This window comes from Streptomyces humidus, from assembly GCF_014649655.1.
Classification (GTDB): domain Bacteria; phylum Actinomycetota; class Actinomycetes; order Streptomycetales; family Streptomycetaceae; genus Streptomyces; species Streptomyces humidus.
Window position 1 is genome coordinate 166,983 of the sequence record NZ_BMTL01000017.1, and the last position, 20,656, is coordinate 187,638.

The following is a 20,656-nucleotide window of genomic DNA, read 5'->3' on the forward strand; positions in this document are numbered from 1 at the left end:
GCGGGTGCACGGCCGACAGGCCCGGGCCGACGCGAAACCTGAACTTTCCTCGGCGTCAGGGCTCGCCTCCCTGTGAATCGGCTGCGTTCCGCCCATGAAGCACACAGGAACCATGCCTGAGCGAGCAAGCGGCGCGTCGCCGTGCGACTCCGGAGAGTAGTTGTCGCGCGCCGATGCGCGCAGCATCACTTACGAAGGGTTATGGTGGAAACCCCCCCTCGGGCCGGTCCGTCTCCCCCCCACGGACCGGCCCGTTTTTTTGCCCAAGTCCGCACAGGGGTAGGCTGCGCCCCGCGGGGACCGCACCGTACGGAGGGGCTGACAATCACGTGAACCTGCGCGACAAGCTGCGCGGCCTTCTGGTCAGGCTGTACGCACGCCGGGTGGAAGGTCACCTGGACCACGCTCAGGTGCCCAAGCACATCGGCGTCATCATGGACGGCAACCGGCGCTGGGCGAAGGCCGCGGGTTCCACCACCGAGCACGGTCACCGGGCCGGCGCGGACAAGATCGAGGAGTTCCTCGGCTGGTGCACCGAGACGGATGTCGAGGTGGTCACCCTCTGGCTCCTGTCGACGGACAACCTCGACCGCCCCCAGGAAGAACTCGTCCCCCTCCTCGGCATCATCGAGGACGTCGTGCGCACCCTCGCCGCCGACGGCCGCTGGCGCGTCCACCACGTCGGCACCCCCGACATCCTCCCCTCCCATGTGCAGACCGCGCTGAAGGAGGCCGAGGACTCCACCGCCCACGTCGACGGAATACTGGTCAACGTCGCCATCGGATACGGCGGTCGCCAGGAGATCGCCGACGCGGTGCGCTCGATGATCGTGGACGCGGCGGAGAAGGGGACCTCGATGGAGGACCTCGCCGACTCCGTCAGCGTCGACCTCATCGGCCGTCACCTCTACACCGGCGCCCAGCCCGACCCCGACCTGGTGATCCGCACCAGCGGCGAGCAGCGGCTGTCCGGATTCATGCTGTGGCAGACGGCCCACGCGGAGTACTACTTCTGTGAGGTCTTCTGGCCGGCCTTCCGCAAGGTCGACTTCCTGCGGGCGCTGCGCGACTACGCGGCCCGCCACCGGCGTTACGGCGGCTGAGGCGCACACCGGCGAAGGCGCCTGCGAAACCCCCACGCATACCCCCTGCGGGGCGGAAGTAAGGTGGAGTTCACCGGCGCGCCGTCATATGCCGTGGCATGGCGGCGCATGTTCGAGGGCATAAGCCAAGCAGGTCGACGCCCGAACCACGGGTGTCGGATCTCAGCGGACGGCACGGGGCCGTCCGCCCGGGAGGCCCTTTGCACCAGCCCGACCGTGCGGTCACGGCACGGAACAAGCAGCGGGGGGCCGGTTCTCGGCCCGTGCAGGGCGGCCACGAACCGGCCCAGCTTCACTCCGTCGCTCCCCGACCTCATCCGAGGGGGTACGTCCTTCCGTGGTGACCAGCACAAAGCGCCGTATGCCAGACCGGCGCACCTATGTTCTCGACACCAGCGTCCTGCTGGCCGACCCGAACGCCATGACCCGCTTCGAGGAGCACGAGGTCGTGCTTCCCATCGTCGTGGTCACGGAACTGGAGGCCAAGCGGCACCATCCGGAACTCGGCTACTTCGCCCGGCAGGCCCTGCGTCTGCTGGACGACTACCGGGTGAAGTTCGGTCGCCTCGACGCCCCCATCCCGATCGGGGAACTCGGCGGCACCGTCCGTGTCGAGCTCAATCACTCGGACCCCAGCGTGCTGCCGACCGGCTACCGCCTGGGGGACAACGACTCCCGCATCCTCGCGGTGGCCCGCAACCTCCAGGCCGAGGGGTTCGACGTCACGGTCGTGTCGAAGGATCTCCCGCTCCGGATCAAGGCCTCCTCGGTCGGGCTCCTCGCCGAGGAGTACCGCGCCGAGCTCGCCATCACGGGCTCCTCCGGCTGGACCGGAATGTCCGAACTGGCGCTGTCCGGCGAACAGGTGGACATCCTCTTCGAGGAGGGCCGCCTGCACGTGCCCGAGGTCGCCGACCTTCCCGTGCACACCGGTCTGACCATCCAGTCGGAGCGCGGCAAGGCCCTGGGCCGGGTCACCGCCGACGGCAGCGTCCGGCTGGTGCGCGGTGACCGGGAGGCCTTCGGCATCAAGGGCCGCAGCGCCGAGCAGCGCATCGCGCTCGACCTGCTCCTCGACCCGGACGTCGGGATCCTGTCCATGGGCGGCCGGGCCGGCACCGGCAAGTCGGCGCTGGCGCTGTGCGCGGGGCTGGAGGCCGTCCTGGAGCGCCGTCAGCACCAGAAGGTGATGGTCTTCCGGCCGCTGTACGCGGTGGGCGGGCAGGAGCTGGGCTATCTGCCCGGTTCCGAGGCCGACAAGATGGGCCCCTGGGCGCAGGCGGTCTTCGACACGCTGTCCGCGGTCACCAGCCGCGAGGTCATCGAGGAGATCACCGCGCGCGGGATGCTGGAGGTCCTGCCGCTGACCCACATCCGCGGCCGCTCCCTCCACGACGCCTTCGTGATCGTCGACGAGGCGCAGTCGCTCGAACGGAACGTGCTGCTCACCGTTCTGTCCCGGATCGGCTCGAACTCCCGGGTGGTCCTCACCCACGATGTCGCGCAGCGGGACAATCTGCGGGTGGGGCGCTATGACGGCGTGGTGGCCGTCGTCGAGAAACTGAAGGGGCATCCGCTCTTCGCGCATGTCACGCTGAACCGGTCCGAGAGGTCCCAGATCGCGGCGCTCGTGACCGAGATGCTGGAGGACGGGCAGATCTGATCGACCCGCCCCGTGCACCGGGGCCCGGCGGTGGTCGGCGCCGCTCGACAAAGGCTGTGAGCCTAGTCGGGCGGCGTCGGCGTATGTGGGGGTTTCGCGAAATCCCTGGGGCCTCCGCAGGTGTGAGCTTTCACACGCAACTCGGAATTGCCTTGCGGTGTCGGGTTACGGCAGAGTCTCGGTTCTGTCAGGCCCCGCATACGGCACACCTGTACCCCCAGGGGTACGGAAACCCACTTGCACCACCGTCCAACTCCATAGCGCCGTCGTATGCCGCCCGAGCACCACGCGGCGCTCCCTTCCGGGAGTTGCCCATCGGGCCCGTGTCTCCTGTGACCCCGCAGTTCGGAGACCAGCGTCAAGGGCACGATCGCGTCCGCCAGGGTCAACGAAGCGGACGATGCTGGAAGGAAACCCGTGTGAGCCGGATCTCGGTCCGGGGATTCGCAGTGGCCTCGGCCACGGCGGTCACCGCTGTCGGAAGCGTCGTCGGCGTTGCCTCGGGCAGCGTCGCGCAGCCCAACGACGCAGAGGCGACGGCGAGCGACGCGACGCTCCTCGCCGACCTGCCCGTCGGCCAGCAGGCCCAGGTGCAGACGGCATCCCTCGCGCAGCAGGCCGGATACCAGGCCATCGCCGCGGACGAGGGCGCGAAGAAGGACGCCGAGGAAGCGGCCCGCAAGGCCGCGGCCAAGACGGCGGTCGCCAAGAAGGAGGCCGCCGAGAAGGCGGCCAAGGAGCGCGCCGAGGCCAAGACCAAGGCCAGCCGCAGCGCCGGCGACTTCCCGGTCCAGAGCTCCTACTCCGTGTCGCAGATCCAGGCGATGGCGGCGCAGATGGTGCCGAGCGGCCAGTTCCAGTGCTTCAGCAACATCGTGGACCACGAGTCCAGCTGGAACTACCACGCGGTCAACGCCTCCTCCGGCGCCTACGGTCTCTTCCAGGCGCTGCCGGCCGGCAAGTACGCGTCCGCCGGCGCGGACTGGCAGACGAACCCGGCCACCCAGATCAAGTGGGGCCTGAACTACATGGACAGCCGGTACGGCAGCCCGTGCGAGGCATGGTCGTTCTGGCAGGCCAACCACTGGTACTGAGCGCGGGCGGCTCCCGGCCGCCGTCCCCCTTCATCTGATTCATCTGATGACACAGCAGAAGGAATCCCAGTGAGCCCGATATCCGCCAGGGGTTTCGCGGTGGCCTCGGCCACCGCGGTCACCACCGTAGGCGCCGTCATGGGAGTCGCCCAGGGCGACGCCCTGCACTCCGTCGACGACGCCCAGGCGACGGGCGGCTCGACGCTGCTCGCCGATTTACCCGTAGGCGAGCAGGTCGAGGTCCAGACCGCCTCCCTGTCACAGCAGGCCGACGTCCAGGCCATCGCCGCCGACGCCACCGCCAAGAAGACGGCGGAGGAGGCGGCCCGCAAGCAGGCCGCCAAGGACGCCGTGGTCAAGCAACAGGCGGCCGCGGACAAGGCGAAGGCGGAGAAAGAGGCCAAGGAGGCCAAGGAGCGCGCCGAGACGAAGGCCGAGACCACGACGCAGTCCGCCTCGGGCAACGCCACCTTCGTCCAGCAGGGGTCGTACTCCACCAGCGAGGTCCAGGCCATCGCCCGTCAGATCATTCCCGGCGGGCAGTTCCAGTGCTTCAGCAACATCGTCGAGCACGAGTCCGGCTGGAACTACAAGGCCGTCAATCCCTCCTCCGGGGCCTACGGCCTCGTCCAGGCCTACCCCGGCTCCAAGATGTCGTCCGCCGGCGCGGACTGGCGGACCAACCCGGCCACGCAGATCAAGTGGGGCCTGAACTACATGAACGAGCGCTACGGCAGCCCCTGCGGCGCCTGGGACTACTGGCAGGCCAACAGCTCCTACTGACGGTCCGTCACCTCCGGGCCGGGGCCGAACCTGCCCCTGCCGATCTCGCACAGCCCCTCCCTGTCACCGGGTGAGGGGCTTGCGCCCTGTACGGTCGGAAAGGCCGTGACCGACGGCTCCAGGGGGAGTGGTGGGGAGAGACGGGGGAAGAGGACGGATCATGTCGCGAGTGCCAGGGTGGCTCGGCCGGCTCGGCGCCGGTCTGAGCGAGATGAGTGAGCGGCTCGACGAGCGGCGTGCCGAGGTCGAGCGGGAGCGCGCCGAGTCGGAGGCGACGCCGCCCGAGGAGTCCGCGCCGTCCCACGAGGCGTTCCCGCAGGAGCCCCTGCCTCCCGTCCCCCGCCCCGACCCCGCGCACGCGGTGCCGTGGGGGGTCCGGGTCGCGGCCGAGGCCGGCTGGCGGCTGCTGGTGCTCGCCGGGACGCTCTGGGTGCTGATAAGAGTCATCAGCGCGGTCCAGCTCGTCGTCATGGCCTTCGTCGTCTCCCTGCTGCTGACCGCTCTCCTGCAGCCCACGGTGGCCCGGCTGAAGCGGGCCGGGGTGCCCGGCGGGGCCGCCACCGCGCTGACGGCGATACTCGGGTTCGTCGTCATCGGCCTGATGGGCTGGTTCGTGACCTGGCAGGTCATGGCGAACATCGACAACCTCTCCGACCAGGTCCAGGGCGGCATCGACGACCTGCGCCGCTGGCTGCTCAACAGCCCTTTCCACGTCACCGACAAGCAGATCAACGGCATCGCCCAGAACCTGCGGGACGCGATCGGCAACAACACCGACTCGATCACCTCGGCGGGCCTGGAGGGCGTCACCGTCGTCGTGGAGGCGCTGACCGGCATCCTGCTGGCGTTCTTCTCGACCCTGTTCCTGCTCTACGACGGCCGGCGCATCTGGGAGTGGACGCTCAAGCTGGTTCCGGCCGCGGCCCGGCCCGGCGTGGCGGGCGCCGGTCCGCGGGCCTGGGCGACGCTGACGGCCTATGTGCGCGGCACGGTGATCGTCGCGCTGATCGACGCCATCTTCATCGGCCTCGGCATCTACTTCCTCGACGTGCCGATGGCCGTCCCGCTCGCCGTCTTCATCTTCCTGTTCTCCTTCATCCCGCTCGTCGGCGCGGTCGCCTCCGGCGCGCTGGCCGTCGTGGTCGCGCTGGTCACCCAGGGCGTCTTCACGGCGGTCATGACGCTCGCCGTCGTGCTGGCGGTACAGCAGATCGAGGGCCACATCCTGCAGCCGTTCATCCTCGGCCGCGCGGTGCGCGTCCACCCCCTCGCGGTGGTCCTGTCGGTCGCGGCCGGCGGCATGGTGGCGGGCATCGGCGGCGCGATCGTGGCGGTGCCCCTGGTGGCCGTCACCAACACGGTGGTCGGCTACCTGCACAGCTACTCCCGCGAGCAGACCCTGCGGCACGCACCCCGCCCGAGAGGGGCCACGGCGTCGAACGTGGCCCCGGTGGCGGCGGCTCCGGCGAGCGGCGCCGCGGACGAGCCCGGCCCGCCCGCACAGCCCCCCGCCATGGACGCCTGACGACCCCACGAGGCCCCGCTCACCCCGCCCGACCTGCGGGGTGAGCGGGGCCTCGTGCGCGCTCGGCACCGGTCGCCCGGCCACGTCGCTCCGGCCGGTCGCCGGACCGGGGCACCGGGCGTCGTTCGTCGAACGCCGGCCGCTGGACCGCAGTCGTCCGGCGGCGGTCGTCATTCGTCGGACGGCGGTCGTCGATGACGGACCGAGGCGTCGGTCGCCGCATCGCAGACGTCAGTCGCCGAGGATCGCCTCCGCGTCCAGCGTGACGCCGATCGCCTGGATCACCGAGGCGATCTTGAAGGCCTCCTGGACGGTCTCGCGTTCGACGCCCGCCCTGCGCAGCACCTGCTCGTGGGAGTCGAGGCACAGTCCGCAGCCGTTGATCGCGGAGACCGCGAACGACCACAGCTCGAAGTCGACCTTGTCGACGCCGGGGTTGCCGATCACGTTCATCCGCAGGCCGGCCCGCAGGTTGCCGTACTCCTGGTCCGAGAGCAGGTGGCGGGTGCGGTGGAAGACGTTGTTCATCGCCATCACGGCCGCGGCCGACCTGGCCGCGGTGTAGGCCTCGGGCGAGAGGTTGGCCTTCGCCTCCGGCGCGATCTCGCGCAGCACGATCGGGGAGCGCGAGGCGATCGCGGTCGCCAGCACGGTGCCCCACAGCTGCTGCGCGGACAGCTCGGAGTTGCCGATGACCGAGCCCAGGTTGAGCCTCAGGTCCTTGGCGTAGTCCGGTATCGCGGACTTCAGCGAGTCGAGGGACATCTCAGCTCACGCCCCGGCCGGCAGCTCGACCGGGTCGAGGGTGTTCTCGCCCTCGGCCCGGTCGACGGGGCACAGTTCGTCGGTCTGCAGGGCGTCCGGGACCCGCAGGACCTCCTTGGGATCGCGGCCGAGGGAGCCCGCGGTGACCATCGTGAACTCAGTGAGCACAGGCTCTCCTCGCAGCGGGGGAGCGTCCGGATCGCGGACGCCTCCCTTGGGTCGGACGGGCCCGATCGTGGCACAGGGTGCATCGATTCAGAAAAATGGCCCCACTCGATCATATTGACCGGAGGCATCTGTCAGCGACTGTGGATGATGCGAGGGCCAGGAGGCGGTTGCCCGGTCCCGCCCGGCTCCGGGCCTTCACGGCCGTCGCCGGGCATCTGCACTTCCGGGACGCGGCCGCCGCCATCGGCGAGCCGGCCCGCCCTGTCCGGCGCCGTGTCGGCACGCCGACCCCGCGCCCGCCCGCCGTGTCGCCCTGGCCGTGCGCACGGGAGCGGCGAGAGGGGCGCAGTGCCGGGAGCCGGCGGACGCCCTCCGGGAGGCGCTGTGGCCGCTTCCGGGGCAGGTGCTCGAGGACGCTGACCGAGGTCCGTCAGGAGAGCCGTCCACTCGGTCAAATAACGTCTCCGCACAGCGATTCGAGCACCCCGGCGGAGCAACTTCCGTCAGCTGAGGGCAGGTCGGGAATCCCGCGCTGGAACATGCGCGCCGGCTGATACACATTCCCTCCTCAGCGCTACGCGTCAGGCGTATGTGCGAGAGGCCCAAGGGGAGTGATGTCGGGCTACGAGCTGCTGGCACGCGACCTCGCCGCGTGCGGCCGGGACGGCTTCACCGGGGAGGTGCGCGTGTCCGGGTCGCCCGGCGGCGCCTTCCATCTCCGCGGCGGGCTGGTCGTCGCCGTCGAGTCCCCGGGCGCGCCCGGCCCGGAGGCGCTGCTGCTGCGCTCCGGCCGGATCGGCGGCGAGGAGTGGGCCGCACTGGTGCGCGAGTCCGGCGGCGCGCGCTGGCCGGCCGCCGGGCTGATCGCCCACGGCTACGCGGGGGCCGCCCAGCTCCGGGTGGTCTGCGCGATGTCCCTCCAGGACGCCGCGTTCGCGGTCGTCGCGGGCAGCGTCGACGGCTGCGAACGCGGCCCGGCGGCCGTAGCTCCGCCCGCCGCGGTCGCCGTGGGCGAACCGCCCACCCGGCTGCTCCAGGAGGCGTCCCGCAAGCTGCGCGCACTGCTGGCGCTGCCGTACCCCGTCCGCCCGGACCGGGAGCGGCCCACGCCCGCCCCCGTCTCCTGCGCGGCGTCCCGCCTCGGCGCGCTGCGGTGCGAGCTGCTCGCGCACGCCGACGGCCGGCGCACCGCCCGCGACCTGGCCTTCCGCACCGGGCGCGGGGTCTACACCGTGACCGTCGAAGTGGCCCGGATGCTGGGCGAGGGGCTTCTGGAGTGCGTGGACGCGCCCCACTCGATCCCGGTCCGGCTGCCGGCGGACGGCGGCGGTCTGCGCCCCCGGGAACCCGGGCCGCCCGCCGCGCCGCCGCCGGGCCCGGACGCGACGGCGCTGCCCCGGCGGCGGCCCGGCGCCAGCGGCATCAACGAGGCCCTCACGCCGGAACCGGACGGCGGCACCGGCTGGAAGGAGTTCTTCCGCCTGCGGAACCCCACCACGAGATGACCCGCCCCCCCCACGCACCGGCCCCCACAGACAGAAGACGGTCATATGCGATCAAAGACAGGGGAGTTGCCCACATGGACCACGAAGCCCTCGCGCGGGAGATGCGCGGCCTGCGCGAGCAGGTGAGCGGCATCACCGACACCGCGGTGGCGGCGGCCGACGGACTGCTCATCGCCGCCGACACCGCCGACTCCATCGACCCGGAGGGCCTCGCCGCCCTCGCCGCGGCCGGGATCGGCCTCGCCCGCCGCACCTCCGAGGCGACCGCCCGCGGCGCCCTGCACCGCACGGTGGCCTACGGCAGCCACGGCTGCGCCGCGTTCTACGCGGTGGGCGACACCGCGCTGATGGTCGTGCTCGGCGACGAGGGCATGGACGTGGAGCGCCTGCACACGGCGACCCAGCCCGCCCTGCGCCGCATCGACCTGATCCTCACCCGGAAAGCCGCCGAAGGAGTCTGAAGGGATGGCGACGAAGCGTATGACCCCCGGTTTCTCCGATCAGGTGATGGGCCTGGTCAAGTCACTGCGTACGGATGCCCCCGACTGCGTCGCCTCCGGCGTCGTCGACATGTCCACCGGCATGCTGCTCTCCTACGAGACCGTCGACAACCATCCGCCCGAGGTCCTGGACCTGCTGGCGGGCGCGACGCTCGACCTGTTCCAGGGCCGCACGGTGGTGATGATCGAGGACGTCTTCAAGGAGCGCCGCGGGGTCCAGAGCGACAACCACTTCTTCCAGGAGATCCTCGTCAACAGCGAGAACCTCACTCACCTGTTCGTGCGGATGACCGAGCAGCAGGACGTCGTCGCGGTGGTCGTCTGCCGCAAGTCGGTCAACGTGGGCATGCTCTTCGCCCAGGTCCGAAGGGTGGTGCGGGAGTACCGGCTGTGAACGGCCGAGGACGGCCCAGGACGGCGCCGAGAGTTGTGCACGCGGACGGCCCCTCCCCGGGCGGGGAGGGGCCGTCCCTGGCGTTCCTGGCGGGCGGCGGCTACTCCGTGCGCAGCCCGTCCGGCCGCAGCAGCCGCAGCAGCGGAGGCAGGCTCAGCAGCGTCACCACGAGGACGACCCCCGCGCCGATGCCGGTCATCGCCAGCACGCTCGCCCAGTCCACGTCCACCGGGGTGTCCGTCATCCGCAGCAGCACCGCGCCCAGGGTGATCCCCACCGTCGCGGCCAGCACCAGCCCCAGCACGATCGGGATCGCCGTCTGCCACAGCACGGACAGCCCGAGCGTGCGGCGCCGGGTGCCGAAGGCGACCAGGGACGACAGCAGCTTCCTGCGTTCGCGCAACTGCTCCAACTGGGAGACCAGCAGGCTCGCTCCGATCAGCGCCAGCACGCCGGCCGCGCCGACCAGCAGCCCGGTGCGGATGGAACTGAACTTCGTGTCCGACCGGGTGGCCGTCCAGTTCATCGGCTGGGACAGCGGGTCCACCCTGAACGCCGTGTTACGGGCGTACTCGTAGGCGTCGGGCACGGACTCGTCGATCGAGAGGTAGATCTCCCCGCTGACCCGCTTCTCGGCCGCCTTGGGCAGCGCGCTCGGCGTCATCAGGAAGCCGTCCCGTTCCCAGTCGGTCAGGCCCTTCACCGAATGGGCCTTCTTGACGCCCGGAGGGACGGTCCACAGGACGTCCGCGCTGTGGTCGTCGGAGGACTGTTCGAAGTACAGCTTCCTGCCGGGCTTGTTCAGGATCGGACCGTCGTTCGACGTTCCGCCGCCGTCGAGGACGAACGTGTCCCCGTCCTTGCAGGAGGGCAGCTTCGCCAGCTCGCGCAGGGCCGGGCACTCGCCGACGGCCAGCGCGCCGAGCGTCTGCGGGCCGTCCTGGCTCTTCCAGGAGGAGTCGCCGAGGTAGCCCTCCCACAGCGCCGTCACCTTGCGGACGGCCTTGGTGTCGGCGAACTTCAGGGCGGTCGGGCCCAGCGGCGCGCCGTCCGGCACCCGGACCTGCATCTGCGCACGGCTGACGTCCTGACCGGTGGCCTTGGTGTAGTCGCCGTCCACGCCGGCGAACAGCATCTGGAGCGCGATCGCCCCGGCCACCGCCACCGCGATGCCGTTGACCATCCGGGCTGCCGTACCGCTGCTCAACTGCAGGCGCCGCACCGCCAGTTGCCAGGCGACGCCGCCCGATCCGAGCCGGCCGACGACCGCCTCCACGAGCCACGGGAGCAGTGCGGTGATGCCGACGAGGATCAGGATGACGCCGCCGCTCACCAGGTACTGGTTGAAGTCGCCGCCCGCGTGGCCCTGCCCGATCATCGGGTAGAGCATCGCGACACCGCCCAGGGGCAGCAGCAGTCGCCACCACAGGCGCCGCCGTGCGGGTTTGGCGGCGCGCACCACTCCGAGGGGTTCGATCACCACACCGCGCAGTGCGAAGAGGGTGACCAGCACCGCCGCCGTCGGCACCGCCAGGACGACCAGCGCGGCCAGCGCGGGGGAGGGGTTGAGGTAGCTGGGCCAGACGCTCACGCCGACCACCTCGACCGTGCCCGCCGCCTGGCGGCCGGCCAGGAAGAACACCGTGCCCAGGACCAGGCCCAGCAGTGAGCCGGCCATCGCCTCGCCCGCCGCGATGCGCCGGGTCATCCGGCCGTCGGAGCCGATCAGTCTGAGAGCCGCGAGTCTGCGGTCGCGCCGCTCGCCGCCGAACCGCACGGCCGCGGCGATGAACACCGCGACGGGCATCAGCAGCACCACGATGACCACGAGGATCAGCAGGAGCAGCACCGGGTCGGTCTTCTCCTGCGACGGGTTCGGGTCCCCGAACGTCTCCAGCCGGTTCACCACCGCGCCGTTGACATGCGGGGTCAGCCCGGTGGCGCCCGAGTAGTAGGCGAGTTCCTGCGAGCCGACCAGCCCGCTCTCCCCGATGGTCCCGACGACGTGGTACGGCAGCCGTTCCCGCAGCGGCGCCGAGTCGTCGGCGGCCAGCAGCTTCTTCAGCGCGGGCGAGACGACCATGTCGCCCTTCGCCGGGAACCGGTTCAGGCCGGGCGGCAGCGGGGCGCGGGCGCCCTCCGGCTCCAGCATCCGGCCGCGGATGTCCTTGTCGCGGAACGTGGTGTCGGACTGCGCGATCAACAGGGTCCTGTCGGACTTCGCCGGCGGCTCGCCGAACGGCCAGTCCAGCCGGGCCTGTTCACGGTCGTGGCGTACCTCGAGCGCGTTCGGCGCCGCGGTCGTCAGCAGCAGCACGGCCACCCCGAGGCCGACGCCCACGGCCGTCAGCACCGCCCGGATCCAGCCCTCCCGGCCGCCCGCGAAGGCGAACCGGACCCCCAGCCCCAGGTCACGGGACCACTGGCGCAGATTCATATGACGCGCTCCATGTCCCGCGACTTGCCGTCCCGGACGACGATCTCGCGGTCGGAGTAGGCGGCCACCCGCGCCTCGTGCGTGACGAGGACGACGGCGGCGTTGGCCGACCGTGCGGCCTCGGTGAGCAGCTCCATCACGCGTTCGCCGTTGAGGGAGTCCAGCGCGCCGGTCGGCTCGTCGGCGAACAGCACCCGCGGGTCGGTGACGAGCGAGCGCGCCACGGCGACCCGCTGCCCCTGCCCGCCGGAGACCTCGCCGGGCCGCTTCCTGCCGAGGTCGTCGACCTCGAGGCGCTGCATCCACTCCAGCGCGGTGCGCTCGGCCTGCTTGCGCGGGGCGCCGTTCAGCCGCAGCGGCAGCGCCACGTTCTCCACGCAGGTCAGTTCGGGCACGAGCTGGCCGAACTGGAACACGAAGCCGAAGTCCGAGCGCCGCAGTCGGCTGCGCTGGGCGTCGCTCATCGTGGCGAGGTCCTGGCCGTCGTACATGATCGAGCCGGAGTCGGGCGTCACGATGCCGGCGAGGCAGTGCAGCAGCGTCGACTTGCCGGACCCGGACGGGCCCATCACCGCGACGACCTCGCCGGGGTGGATGGAGAACTCGGCGCCGTCCAGCGCCATGGTCGGACCGTAGGCCTTGCGCAGGCCCTCGGCGACGAGCAGGGATCCCCCGGGAGCGTTCACGTGTGTACCGCCGCCTTCAGCTTGTCGAGACGCGCGGCGGCCAGCTCCAGCCAGCGCAGGTCGGCCTCGAGATGGAACAGCGCGTGGTCGCAGATCAGCTGGTCGGCGAGATCGCCCCGGCGCTTGCGGTCGGTGAGGATGCGCATGCTGCGCAGGTGCTCCGCGCGCTGGGTGTCGAGGATGTCGGCCGCGTCGCGGTGGGTGAGCAGCGCGAGGACGATCTTCGTGTACAGCGTGGACTGCAGATACGGCTCGGGCTTCTCGGGCGTGGCGAGCCACTGTTCGACGTCGGTGATCCCGGCGTCGGTGATGGCGTAGCGCTTGCGCTCGGGGCCGCCGCCGGACTCGATGCCGTCGACCTCGACGAGCCCGTTCTTCAGCAGGCGCGACATCGTCGAGTAGACCTGGCCGTAGTGCAGCGGCCGGTCGTGACCGAACTTCTCGTCGAAGGCCCGCTTGAGGTCGTAACCGTGGCGTGGCCCGGACTCCAGGAGTCCCAGGAGGGTGTGACCGATGGACATGCGAGGACTGTACATGCGGTGTATACCCGCCGTGTATACGCCGAGTGCGCGGCTGACAGCGGGCGGTACGGTGCCGCAGGTGACGGCCGTTTGTCACCGTTTCGCTACAGGCCCCGTGACGGCCGTCCCGCCCCCGCGCCCGCCTCAGGACGGCCGTCCCGCGCCCGCCTCGTGACGGGCGCGGGGGCGCCGGGCCCTCAGGGTGTCGGGGGTTTGCGGGCGGGGCCTCCGGGGGGCCGGCCGCGGCGGGGCAGGGGGCCGGTGTCGCCGGGCAGCCGGCCCGCCTCCTTCAAGGCTCTCCGCAGCAGGAACTCGATCTGCGCGTTGGCGGACCGCAGGTCCTCGCCGGCCCACCGGGCCAGCGCCTCGTACACCGCGGGATCCAGCCGCAGCAGCACCTGCTTGCGCTGCGGCCGGCCCTGCGGGGCCGCGCCCCCGGCGGGATCCGTCACTGGTAGAGGGTCCCGGTGTTCAGCACCGGCTGGGGCGCCCGGTCCCCGCACAGCACCACCATCAGGTTGGACACCATCGCCGCCTTCCGCTCCTCGTCCAGTTCCACGATGCCCTGCTCGGCGATCCTGCCGAGCGCCGCCTCCACCATCCCGACGGCTCCGTCCACGATCTCCCGTCGCGCCGCGACGACCGCGCCCGCCTGCTGCCGCTGGAGCATCGCCGAGGCGATCTCGGGAGCGTAAGCGAGGTGGGTGAAGCGGGACTCGATGATCCGCACGCCGGCCGCCTCCACGCGCGCGTGCAGCTCTATCGCGAGCTTCTCGGTGATCTCCTCGGCGTTGCCGCGCAGGGAGAGGCCGTCCTCGTCGTGCGAGTCGTAGGGGTACTCGATGGCGATGTGCCGGACGGCGGCCTCGGTCTGGGTGGCGACGAACTCCAGGAAGTCGTCCACCTCGAAGGAGGCCTGAGCGGTGTCCTGCACGTTCCACACCACGACCGCGGCGAGCTCGATCGGGTTGCCGTAGGCGTCGTTGACCTTGAGGACGGCCGTCTCGTGGTTGCGGACCCGGGTGGAGATCTTCTCGCGGGAGGTGAAGGGGTTCACCCAGCGCAGGCCGTCCTCGCGGATGGTGCCCCGGTAGCGGCCGAAGAGCTGCACCACGCGCGCCTCGCCCGGCGCCACCGTGTTCAGTCCGCACATCGCGAGGAACGCGGAAAGGGCGACCAGGATGCCGCCGACGATCAGCGCCGCCTTGGGCCCGGTCGCCGTCACCGCGGTGGCCGCGGCGATCATCCCGGCGCCGGCCGCCAGCCCGCCCAGACCGAGCAGCAGCGCCAGTCCGCCGCCCACGCTGTGCGCGGGGAACTCGGTCACGCGCGGGGCGGGCATCTCGGGTGCGTCGACGGAATCGGCGAGGGGGTCAGGGATGGAATCGGCGACGGGCCGGACGGCGGTGGACGGGCCGGGCGCCGATGCGTCGTGGGCGGACGCGTCGTGGGCCGAGGGGTCGTGTACGGACATGGTGGATCCCCGTTTCTCGTCTTCTCGTCAGCAGCCTTTTCAGTGATCGGCTGCCTATCTAAGTGATATCACTTTAGCGTGCGATGGCAACCCCGCACCCCCTTCGGACGTCGAACCGGTGGGGAGGTCGGACCGGTTCCACCGGGCGGGGTGCTGATTCTCACGCCGCCCGAAGGGCGGATCGGCGGCGCCTCGTCATAGACAGCGGTGTTAGCTTTCTGAGCTGACCTGCCCCTGCCCCCGGGCACTGGTGTGACTGCCGAGTAGGAAGCGGAGCGAGCGGACTCATGGGACGAGCGGAAGAGAGACGAGCTCGACAGCGCGGTGGCCGCCGCGCGGCGCCCAGGAACCGCTCGACGGAGACGGAGTCGGTGGCACCCCGCGCCCGCGAGGCCGCCGCCGGGACGGCGACCGCCACGACCACCGCGCCCGCGCCCGTGCCCGGCGGCCGCGCGGCGGCACGCAGGGGCGCGAAGAAGGCCGGCAGAGGCGCGAACGGCAGGGCGGGCAAGCCCGGCGGCAAGGACAAGGGCTTCATACGCCGGCTCTTCACCTGGAAGAAGATCCTCGGCACGTTCCTCGGCTTCGCCATCGCCGTGATCGGCGCCTTCATCTGGCTCTACGTGAGCACCCCGATCCCCGCGGGCAACCCCGACGCCGACCTGCAGAGCAACGTCTACAAGTACGGCGACGGCGCGCTCCTGGCCCGTGACGGCGACGTCAACCGGGAGAACGTCGACCTCGCCACGATCCCCAAACCCGTCCAGCACACCTTCGTCGCCGCCGAGAACAAGTCGTTCTACAGCGACAACGGCATCGACCTCAAGGGCACCGCCCGCGGCGTCCTCAACACCCTGATGGGCAAGGGCGCGCAGGGCGGTTCGACGATCACCCAGCAGTACGTCAAGAACTACTATCTGTCCCAGGAACAGACCGTCACGCGCAAGCTGAAGGAACTGGTCATCTCCCTCAAGCTGGACCGGGAGAAGGACAAGGACTACATCCTCGCCGGGTACATCAACACCAGCTACTACGGCCGCGGCGCCTACGGCATCCAGGCCGCCGCCCAGGCCTACTACCGCGTCGACGCCGACAAGCTCAGCGTCGAGCAGGCCGCCTATCTCGCCGCGCTGCTCCAGGCCCCCAGCCAGTACGACTGGGCCGTCGCCTCCGACACCGGCAAACGCCTGGTGCAGGCCCGCTGGAACTACGTCCTCGACAACATGGTCGGGCAGAACTGGCTGGACAAGTCCAAGCGCGAGGGGATGAAGTTCGACATCCCCAAGGACCCCAAGGCCGCCCCGGGGAAGGAAGGCCAGATCGGCTACCTGGTCGACGCGGCCAACTCCGAGCTCGCCAACCAGCTCGTCGCCACGGGCGTCGCCGACGACTACGAGTCGGCCGCGGCCCTGGTCCGCAAGGGCGGCTGGACCATCGAGCTCAACATCGACAAGAAGAAGCAGAAGGCGCTGGAAGCCGCGGTCAAGGAACAGCTCACCAGCAAGCTGGACAAGAAGAAGCGCGCGGTCGACGGCGACGTACAGGCCGGCGCGGCCTCGGTGAACCCGAAGACCGGTGCGGTCGTGGCGATGTACGGCGGCACGAGCTACACCGAGCACTACCTCAACAACGCCACCCGCACCGACTACCAGCCCGCCTCCACCTTCAAGCCGGTGATCCTCGCCGCGGCCTTCGACGAGAACGCCGTGACCCAGGACGACAAGAAGATCACCGCCAACACCATCTACGACGGCACCAGCAAGCGCCCGGTCGTCGGCAGCGACATCGGCTTCGCCCCGGAGAACGAGGACGACCAGGACTACGGCCCCGTCACCGTCCAGACGGCGCTGAACAAGTCCATCAACTCCGTCTTCGCCCAGATGGGCGTGGACGTCGGCATGGACAAGGTGCTCAAGGTCGCCGCCGACCTCGGCATGCACACCAAGGACCTCAAGGCCGTGCCCGCCCAGACCCTCGGCACCATGGGCGCGAGCCCCCTGCAGATGGCCGGCGTCTACGCCACCCTCGACAACCACGGCAAGAAGGTCACCCCGGCGCTCATCAGGTCGGCGGAGAACAGCGCCTACCCGTCCTTCAAGCACACCGACCCCATCGGCGCGCAGGTCATCGACCGGGAGGCCGCCGACTCGGTCACCTCGGTGCTCACCGGCGTCGTCGACGACGGCACGGCGAAGCTGTCCGTGCGGGACAACCCGCTGCGCAAGGGCCAGAAGGTCGCCGGCAAGACGGGCACCTCCGACAACAACAAGTCGGCCTGGTTCACCGGTTACACCCCCGATCTCGTCACCTCGGTCGGCCTGTTCGGCGAGTCCGCGAAGGCCCCGCACCCACAGGTTCCGATGACCGGCGCGACGAACGGCCTGACCTCGGACGACGGCCGCGTCAACGGCGGTGGCTTCCCGGCGCTGATCTGGGCGGCCTACACCTTCGGCGTCTCCACCGAGGTCACCAAGTTCGACCTCGAGACCGACCAGGGCGCGGCGGTCCAGACGGCGCCCCCGTCGCCGTCGTCGTCGCCGAAGCCGAGCGCCTCGCCGTCGTCGTCGCCGAAGCCGAGCGCCTCGCCGTCGTCGTCGCCGAAGCCGAGCACGTCGCCGTCGTCGTCGCCGAAGCCGAGCACGTCCCCGTCCAGTTCACCGTCGGGCGGCACCTCGCCCGACCCGGGCACGAGCTCCCCCTCCAGCGGCTCGGGGGACCCGGGCAACCCGATCCTCGGCTAGCAGGACGGCGACGCCGCAGCCGGCGCCGCAGCCGACGCCGGCTGCGGCGAAACGGCGAGGGGGCGCCCGGAGATCTCCGGGCGCCCCCTTTCGCGCGTCTGCGCGGGTCCGTCAGCTCCGGTTCAGCTCGAACCAGACCACCTTGCCGGTGCTGAGCCGCGTGGCCCCCCAGCGCCGGGCCAGCCGGTTCACCAGATACAGCCCGCGTCCGCCCTCGTCGGTAGCCCGGGCCTGCCGCAGCCGGGGCAGCTGCGGGACGTCGTCCCCCACCTCGCACCGCAGCACGTCGGTCCGCAGCAGCCGCAGGGTGACCGGCCGCGTGGCGTACCGCACCGCGTTCGTGACGACCTCGCTCACCAGCAGCTCGACCGAGTCGGACATGTCCTCCAGCCCCCAGCGCGAGAGCGCCCGCCGGGCCAGCCGGCGAGCACGCCCCGGCGCCGCGTCCTCCGGTTCCAGCAGCCAGTACCCGACGTCGCTCGGCGCGATCCCGTCGAACCGGGCGGCGAGCAGCGCGATGTCGTCGTCCCGGTCGCCCGGGCCGAGCATGTCGAGCACCTCGTCGCACAGGGCCTCGAGCGGCGGCGGGTGATCGGGCCCGGTCAGCCGGGCGGTCGCCGCGAGCTTCTCCCGCAGCTGTTCTATCCCGGTCGCCACGTCCCGCAGCCGGGACTCCACCAGGCCGTCGGTGTACAGCAGCAGCGTCGCCCCGGCGGGCGCGTCCAGCTCCACCGCCTCGAAGTCGACCCCGCCGACGCCGATCGGCGCGCCCGGCGGCACCCGCAGCACCTCGGCCCGGCCGCCCAGATGCAGCAGCACGGGCGGGGGATGCCCCGCGTTGGCGATGGTGATCCGGTGCGCGACCGGGTCGTACACCGCGTACAGGCAGGTCGCCATGCGGTCCGTGCCCAGCCGCTGGGCCTGCTCGTCGAGATGGTGCAGGACCTCCTGCGGCGGCAGGTCCAGCCCGGCCAGGGTCTGCGCCGTCGTGCGCAACTGCCCCATGATGGCCGCCGACGTCATGGAGTGCCCCATGACGTCGCCCACGACCAGCGCCACCCGGCTGCCGGGCAGCGGGATGGCGTCGTACCAGTCGCCGCCGACCCGGGCCGTCTCCGCCGCCGGCAGGTACCGGGACGCCAGCCGCACGCCCGTGGGACGCGGCAGGGTCTCCGGCAGCATCGTGCGCTGCAGCTCGTCGGCGATGTACGCCTCACGGTCGTACAGCACCGCCTTGTCGATCCCGAGCGCACTGTGCGTGGCGAGCTGGGCGGCCACCAGCAGGTCGTCGTTCTCGAACGGCAGGCGCTCCGGACGGCGCAGGAACACCGCGGCGCCGATCACCCGGCGCCGGCCGCGCAACGGGGCCAGGACGGCCCGCTGACCGTCCGGGACGACCAAGGTGGCCTCCTCGCCCAGGAGTTCGGGCAGAGCAGCCCGGGCGGCCGGACCGTCCGCGAACACCGGACGCACCCCGCGCAGCACCTCCGCGAGCGCGCCGCCGGGCCGCACCTCGCACATGTCCCCGACCGACGCCGACAGCTCCGCGGTCAGCTCGCCGGGCTCCGGAGGCGGCAGGGCCAGCGCGGCGAAGCCGGTCTCGGTGTCCCGCTCCTCCGGGATGCGGTCGGTGCGGCGCAGCCGCAGCATGATGCGGTCCGCCGCGGGCCGCTCGTCGCCGACCGGCAGCGGATCGCGCAGATAGACCAGGATCGCGTCGGAGAAGGTCGGCACGGTGGCCCGGCACAGCCCCATCACGATCTCGTCGAGGTCAAGGCCGCGGGCGATCCGCCGGGTCGCCGCGCCCACGAAGCGCAACCGGTCCCCGTCCCGCCGCATCGGCGTGGGCCGGCCGGGGGCCACCGCCATCCCGGTGCGCCGCTCCTGCGGGCCGGGCCCCCGCTCGGGGCGCGCCTCGGCCCCCGGCTGGGCCGGGACGGACTCGGGCGCGGGGCGCGGCCGATGCGTGTCCGGTTCGGTGGACGCGGACGGCTGGGAGTGCTCGGTCCCGGAGCCCGCCTCCGGACCGGCCGCCGCGTCCTTTCCCACAGCTCCCTGGCCGCCCATGGTGCCCTTTCCGCCCTTTCCGCAGGTCGTCGTACCCGAGCCGTCGGGCGGTGACGCGGTCGCACCCGGTGCGGGCGCCGGGGTATGCAGAAGTGCCCCACGGTGGTCCGTGGGGTCGACGCCCTGGGGGCGTTCGTAGGAGATGGGCTGCTCCGTCACGCGTGTCGAATCCGTCCGTCCGGGGCTGCACGCCGCGCGCGCAGTTGGTCCCGCAGGAAACCCGATACCCGGAATACATGTCCCCGGAACGGAGTTCCCGCGTGGTCAGAGGTTGTTCCTGTGTCGCCGGTGGGCCTCGCGCGACCCTGGGAGCCTACGGGGAGCATCCCGCCGGTGTTTCCCTCATGCCCCTCGCTCACGCCCTGCCGCCCCTCGGTGACGTTCAATCAGACCCGGCTCGCGCTCCGGGAGTTACCGCCTGCGATGCCTTGCGGAGGACGATCCTACGGTTGCCGCCCGGGGGCGCATCAAGGGTCTCATGTGGACAGGTGCGCGGGGGTGCGGTCCCAGTCCTCCGGCAGCAACGGTACGGCCCAGGACGGATCCGGGCGCCAGTGCTGCCAACCCTCGTCGAACGGCGACCCCCAGGCGCGGATCCGCTCCACCGCCCTGCGGCCCGCCTCGCGCACCCGCCGAGCCACCGTGGCGTCCATCAACCCGTCCTGCTGGGCCTGCGCGAACTCGTCCTCGTCGCGCCAGTCCCAACTGCGGTCCGGGTAGACGCAGATGTCCAGAAAGTGGTCCTCGGAGTCCACGCCACCGCCCCAACGGGCCAGCGGCTGCTCCAGGTTGACGTACCAGTTCTTGAACGTCCAGCCCGGCTCCCAGAACAGCCACACCGACCAGGGCTCGCCGGGCCGTGCCAGCTTCAGCACGCCGGTGCCGAACCAGCGGCCGCGCTGCACGGTCCGCGGCTTGGTGTACCGGGTGTGCAGCGGCTCCTCGTGCAGCGGGGTGCCGTCCGCGAGCACCGGCTTGACGCACTCCGTGCCCGGGGCCATCCACACGGCGAGGAGTTCCTCGTCGTCCCGCACGACGGTGACGGGGCGGGCGATGTGGAATCCCGCTCCGCCGTTCTCCCGGTAGCGCCACAGGATCCGGTCACCCGGCCCCCAGAAGTCCGCCGCACCGCCCGTTCCCACGCGTCTCACCGCTCCGCCGTCTGCCATGGACAGATATTAGGTGCCATGGCCATACGACGCTGCCGCGCGCGTCACGGTTCTCGCGCCG

17 protein-coding genes and 2 pseudogenes are annotated in these 20,656 nt (G+C 71.5%); 10 read left to right on the forward strand and 9 right to left on the reverse strand.

Going from position 1 to position 20,656, the window contains the following annotated elements; genetic code table 11:
• Window positions 1-329: 329 nt before the first annotated feature.
• The 5 genes from IE239_RS21115 to IE239_RS21135 all read left to right on the forward strand — a co-directional run bounded on the left by IE239_RS21115 (window position 330) and on the right by IE239_RS21135 (window position 6,168).
• Window positions 330-1,103, forward strand: coding sequence for an isoprenyl transferase (locus IE239_RS21115; RefSeq protein WP_190150902.1), 774 nt, complete (start codon window positions 330-332; stop codon window positions 1,101-1,103).
• A gap of 337 nt (window positions 1,104-1,440) precedes the next feature.
• Window positions 1,441-2,766 (forward strand): RNA 5'-3' helicase PhoH2, encoded by a 1,326-nt coding sequence (gene phoH2 / locus IE239_RS21120; RefSeq protein WP_190150903.1) that lies wholly within the window; start codon window positions 1,441-1,443, stop codon window positions 2,764-2,766.
• A gap of 419 nt (window positions 2,767-3,185) precedes the next feature.
• Window positions 3,186-3,860, forward strand: coding sequence for an aggregation-promoting factor C-terminal-like domain-containing protein (locus tag IE239_RS21125; RefSeq protein WP_190150904.1), 675 nt, complete (start codon window positions 3,186-3,188; stop codon window positions 3,858-3,860).
• A 69-nt stretch (window positions 3,861-3,929) separates the two neighbouring features.
• The gene (locus IE239_RS21130; protein WP_190150905.1) at window positions 3,930-4,643 is read left to right on the forward strand and encodes an aggregation-promoting factor C-terminal-like domain-containing protein; all 714 of its coding nucleotides are present in this window, start codon (window positions 3,930-3,932) and stop codon (window positions 4,641-4,643) included.
• A gap of 160 nt (window positions 4,644-4,803) precedes the next feature.
• On the forward strand, window positions 4,804-6,168 hold the full coding sequence (locus IE239_RS21135; RefSeq protein ID WP_190150906.1) for an AI-2E family transporter: 1,365 nt from the start codon (window positions 4,804-4,806) through the stop codon (window positions 6,166-6,168).
• A 231-nt stretch (window positions 6,169-6,399) separates the two neighbouring features.
• On the opposite strand, the gene IE239_RS21140 is transcribed toward IE239_RS21135, so the two are convergent.
• Together IE239_RS21140 and IE239_RS21145 are read right to left on the reverse strand one after the other, a co-directional pair.
• Entirely contained in the window at window positions 6,400-6,933 is a 534-nt protein-coding gene (locus tag IE239_RS21140; RefSeq protein ID WP_190150907.1) for an alkyl hydroperoxide reductase, read from the reverse strand.
• A gap of 6 nt (window positions 6,934-6,939) precedes the next feature.
• A pseudogene (locus IE239_RS21145) lies at window positions 6,940-7,092 on the reverse strand (peroxiredoxin); the annotation flags it as partial.
• Between the two features lie 104 nt (window positions 7,093-7,196).
• Here IE239_RS21145 and IE239_RS42215 point away from each other — a divergent pair.
• The 4 genes and pseudogenes from IE239_RS42215 to IE239_RS21160 form a co-directional block, all read left to right on the forward strand.
• Window positions 7,197-7,383, forward strand: a pseudogene (locus IE239_RS42215) (helix-turn-helix domain-containing protein); the annotation flags it as partial.
• A 332-nt stretch (window positions 7,384-7,715) separates the two neighbouring features.
• On the forward strand, window positions 7,716-8,606 hold the full coding sequence (locus tag IE239_RS21150) for a MarR family transcriptional regulator (protein WP_190150908.1): 891 nt from the start codon (window positions 7,716-7,718) through the stop codon (window positions 8,604-8,606).
• A 74-nt stretch (window positions 8,607-8,680) separates the two neighbouring features.
• Window positions 8,681-9,067: a roadblock/LC7 domain-containing protein gene (locus tag IE239_RS21155; protein ID WP_190150909.1), complete on the forward strand. Its 387-nt coding sequence runs from the start codon at window positions 8,681-8,683 to the stop codon at window positions 9,065-9,067.
• 4 nt (window positions 9,068-9,071) lie between these two features.
• The gene (locus tag IE239_RS21160) at window positions 9,072-9,500 is read left to right on the forward strand and encodes a hypothetical protein (protein WP_190150910.1); all 429 of its coding nucleotides are present in this window, start codon (window positions 9,072-9,074) and stop codon (window positions 9,498-9,500) included.
• 100 nt (window positions 9,501-9,600) lie between these two features.
• Here IE239_RS21160 and IE239_RS21165 read toward each other — a convergent pair whose 3' ends face one another.
• The 5 genes from IE239_RS21165 to IE239_RS21185 form a co-directional block, all read right to left on the reverse strand.
• Complete coding sequence (locus IE239_RS21165) at window positions 9,601-11,937, reverse strand: ABC transporter permease (protein WP_190150911.1); 2,337 nt, start codon at window positions 11,935-11,937, stop codon at window positions 9,601-9,603.
• Window positions 11,934-12,623, reverse strand: coding sequence for an ABC transporter ATP-binding protein (locus IE239_RS21170; RefSeq protein ID WP_190150912.1), 690 nt, complete (start codon window positions 12,621-12,623; stop codon window positions 11,934-11,936). The genes IE239_RS21165 and IE239_RS21170 overlap by 4 nt, the downstream gene beginning before the upstream one ends.
• Window positions 12,620-13,144, reverse strand: coding sequence for a PadR family transcriptional regulator (locus tag IE239_RS21175; protein WP_190150913.1), 525 nt, complete (start codon window positions 13,142-13,144; stop codon window positions 12,620-12,622). Before IE239_RS21175 ends, IE239_RS21170 begins: the two co-directional genes overlap by 4 nt.
• Window positions 13,145-13,341: 197 nt before the next feature.
• The gene (locus IE239_RS21180) at window positions 13,342-13,596 is read right to left on the reverse strand and encodes a type II toxin-antitoxin system antitoxin (RefSeq protein ID WP_190150914.1); all 255 of its coding nucleotides are present in this window, start codon (window positions 13,594-13,596) and stop codon (window positions 13,342-13,344) included.
• Complete coding sequence (locus IE239_RS21185; RefSeq protein WP_190150950.1) at window positions 13,593-14,486, reverse strand: SPFH domain-containing protein; 894 nt, start codon at window positions 14,484-14,486, stop codon at window positions 13,593-13,595. The genes IE239_RS21180 and IE239_RS21185 overlap by 4 nt, the downstream gene beginning before the upstream one ends.
• A 419-nt stretch (window positions 14,487-14,905) precedes the next feature.
• Between IE239_RS21185 and IE239_RS21190 the strand changes: the two genes are divergently transcribed.
• A complete protein-coding gene (locus tag IE239_RS21190) occupies window positions 14,906-17,359 on the forward strand; it encodes a transglycosylase domain-containing protein (RefSeq protein ID WP_190150915.1) in 2,454 nt (817 codons plus the stop codon).
• A 111-nt stretch (window positions 17,360-17,470) separates the two neighbouring features.
• Here the strand turns inward: IE239_RS21190 and IE239_RS21195 are convergent, their stop codons facing one another.
• Together IE239_RS21195 and fomD are read right to left on the reverse strand one after the other, a co-directional pair.
• Entirely contained in the window at window positions 17,471-19,585 is a 2,115-nt protein-coding gene (locus IE239_RS21195) for an ATP-binding SpoIIE family protein phosphatase (RefSeq protein ID WP_190150916.1), read from the reverse strand.
• A 317-nt stretch (window positions 19,586-19,902) separates the two neighbouring features.
• Window positions 19,903-20,595, reverse strand: coding sequence for a cytidylyl-2-hydroxypropylphosphonate hydrolase (gene fomD / locus IE239_RS21200; RefSeq protein WP_190150917.1), 693 nt, complete (start codon window positions 20,593-20,595; stop codon window positions 19,903-19,905).
• Window positions 20,596-20,656: the final 61 nt, after the last annotated feature.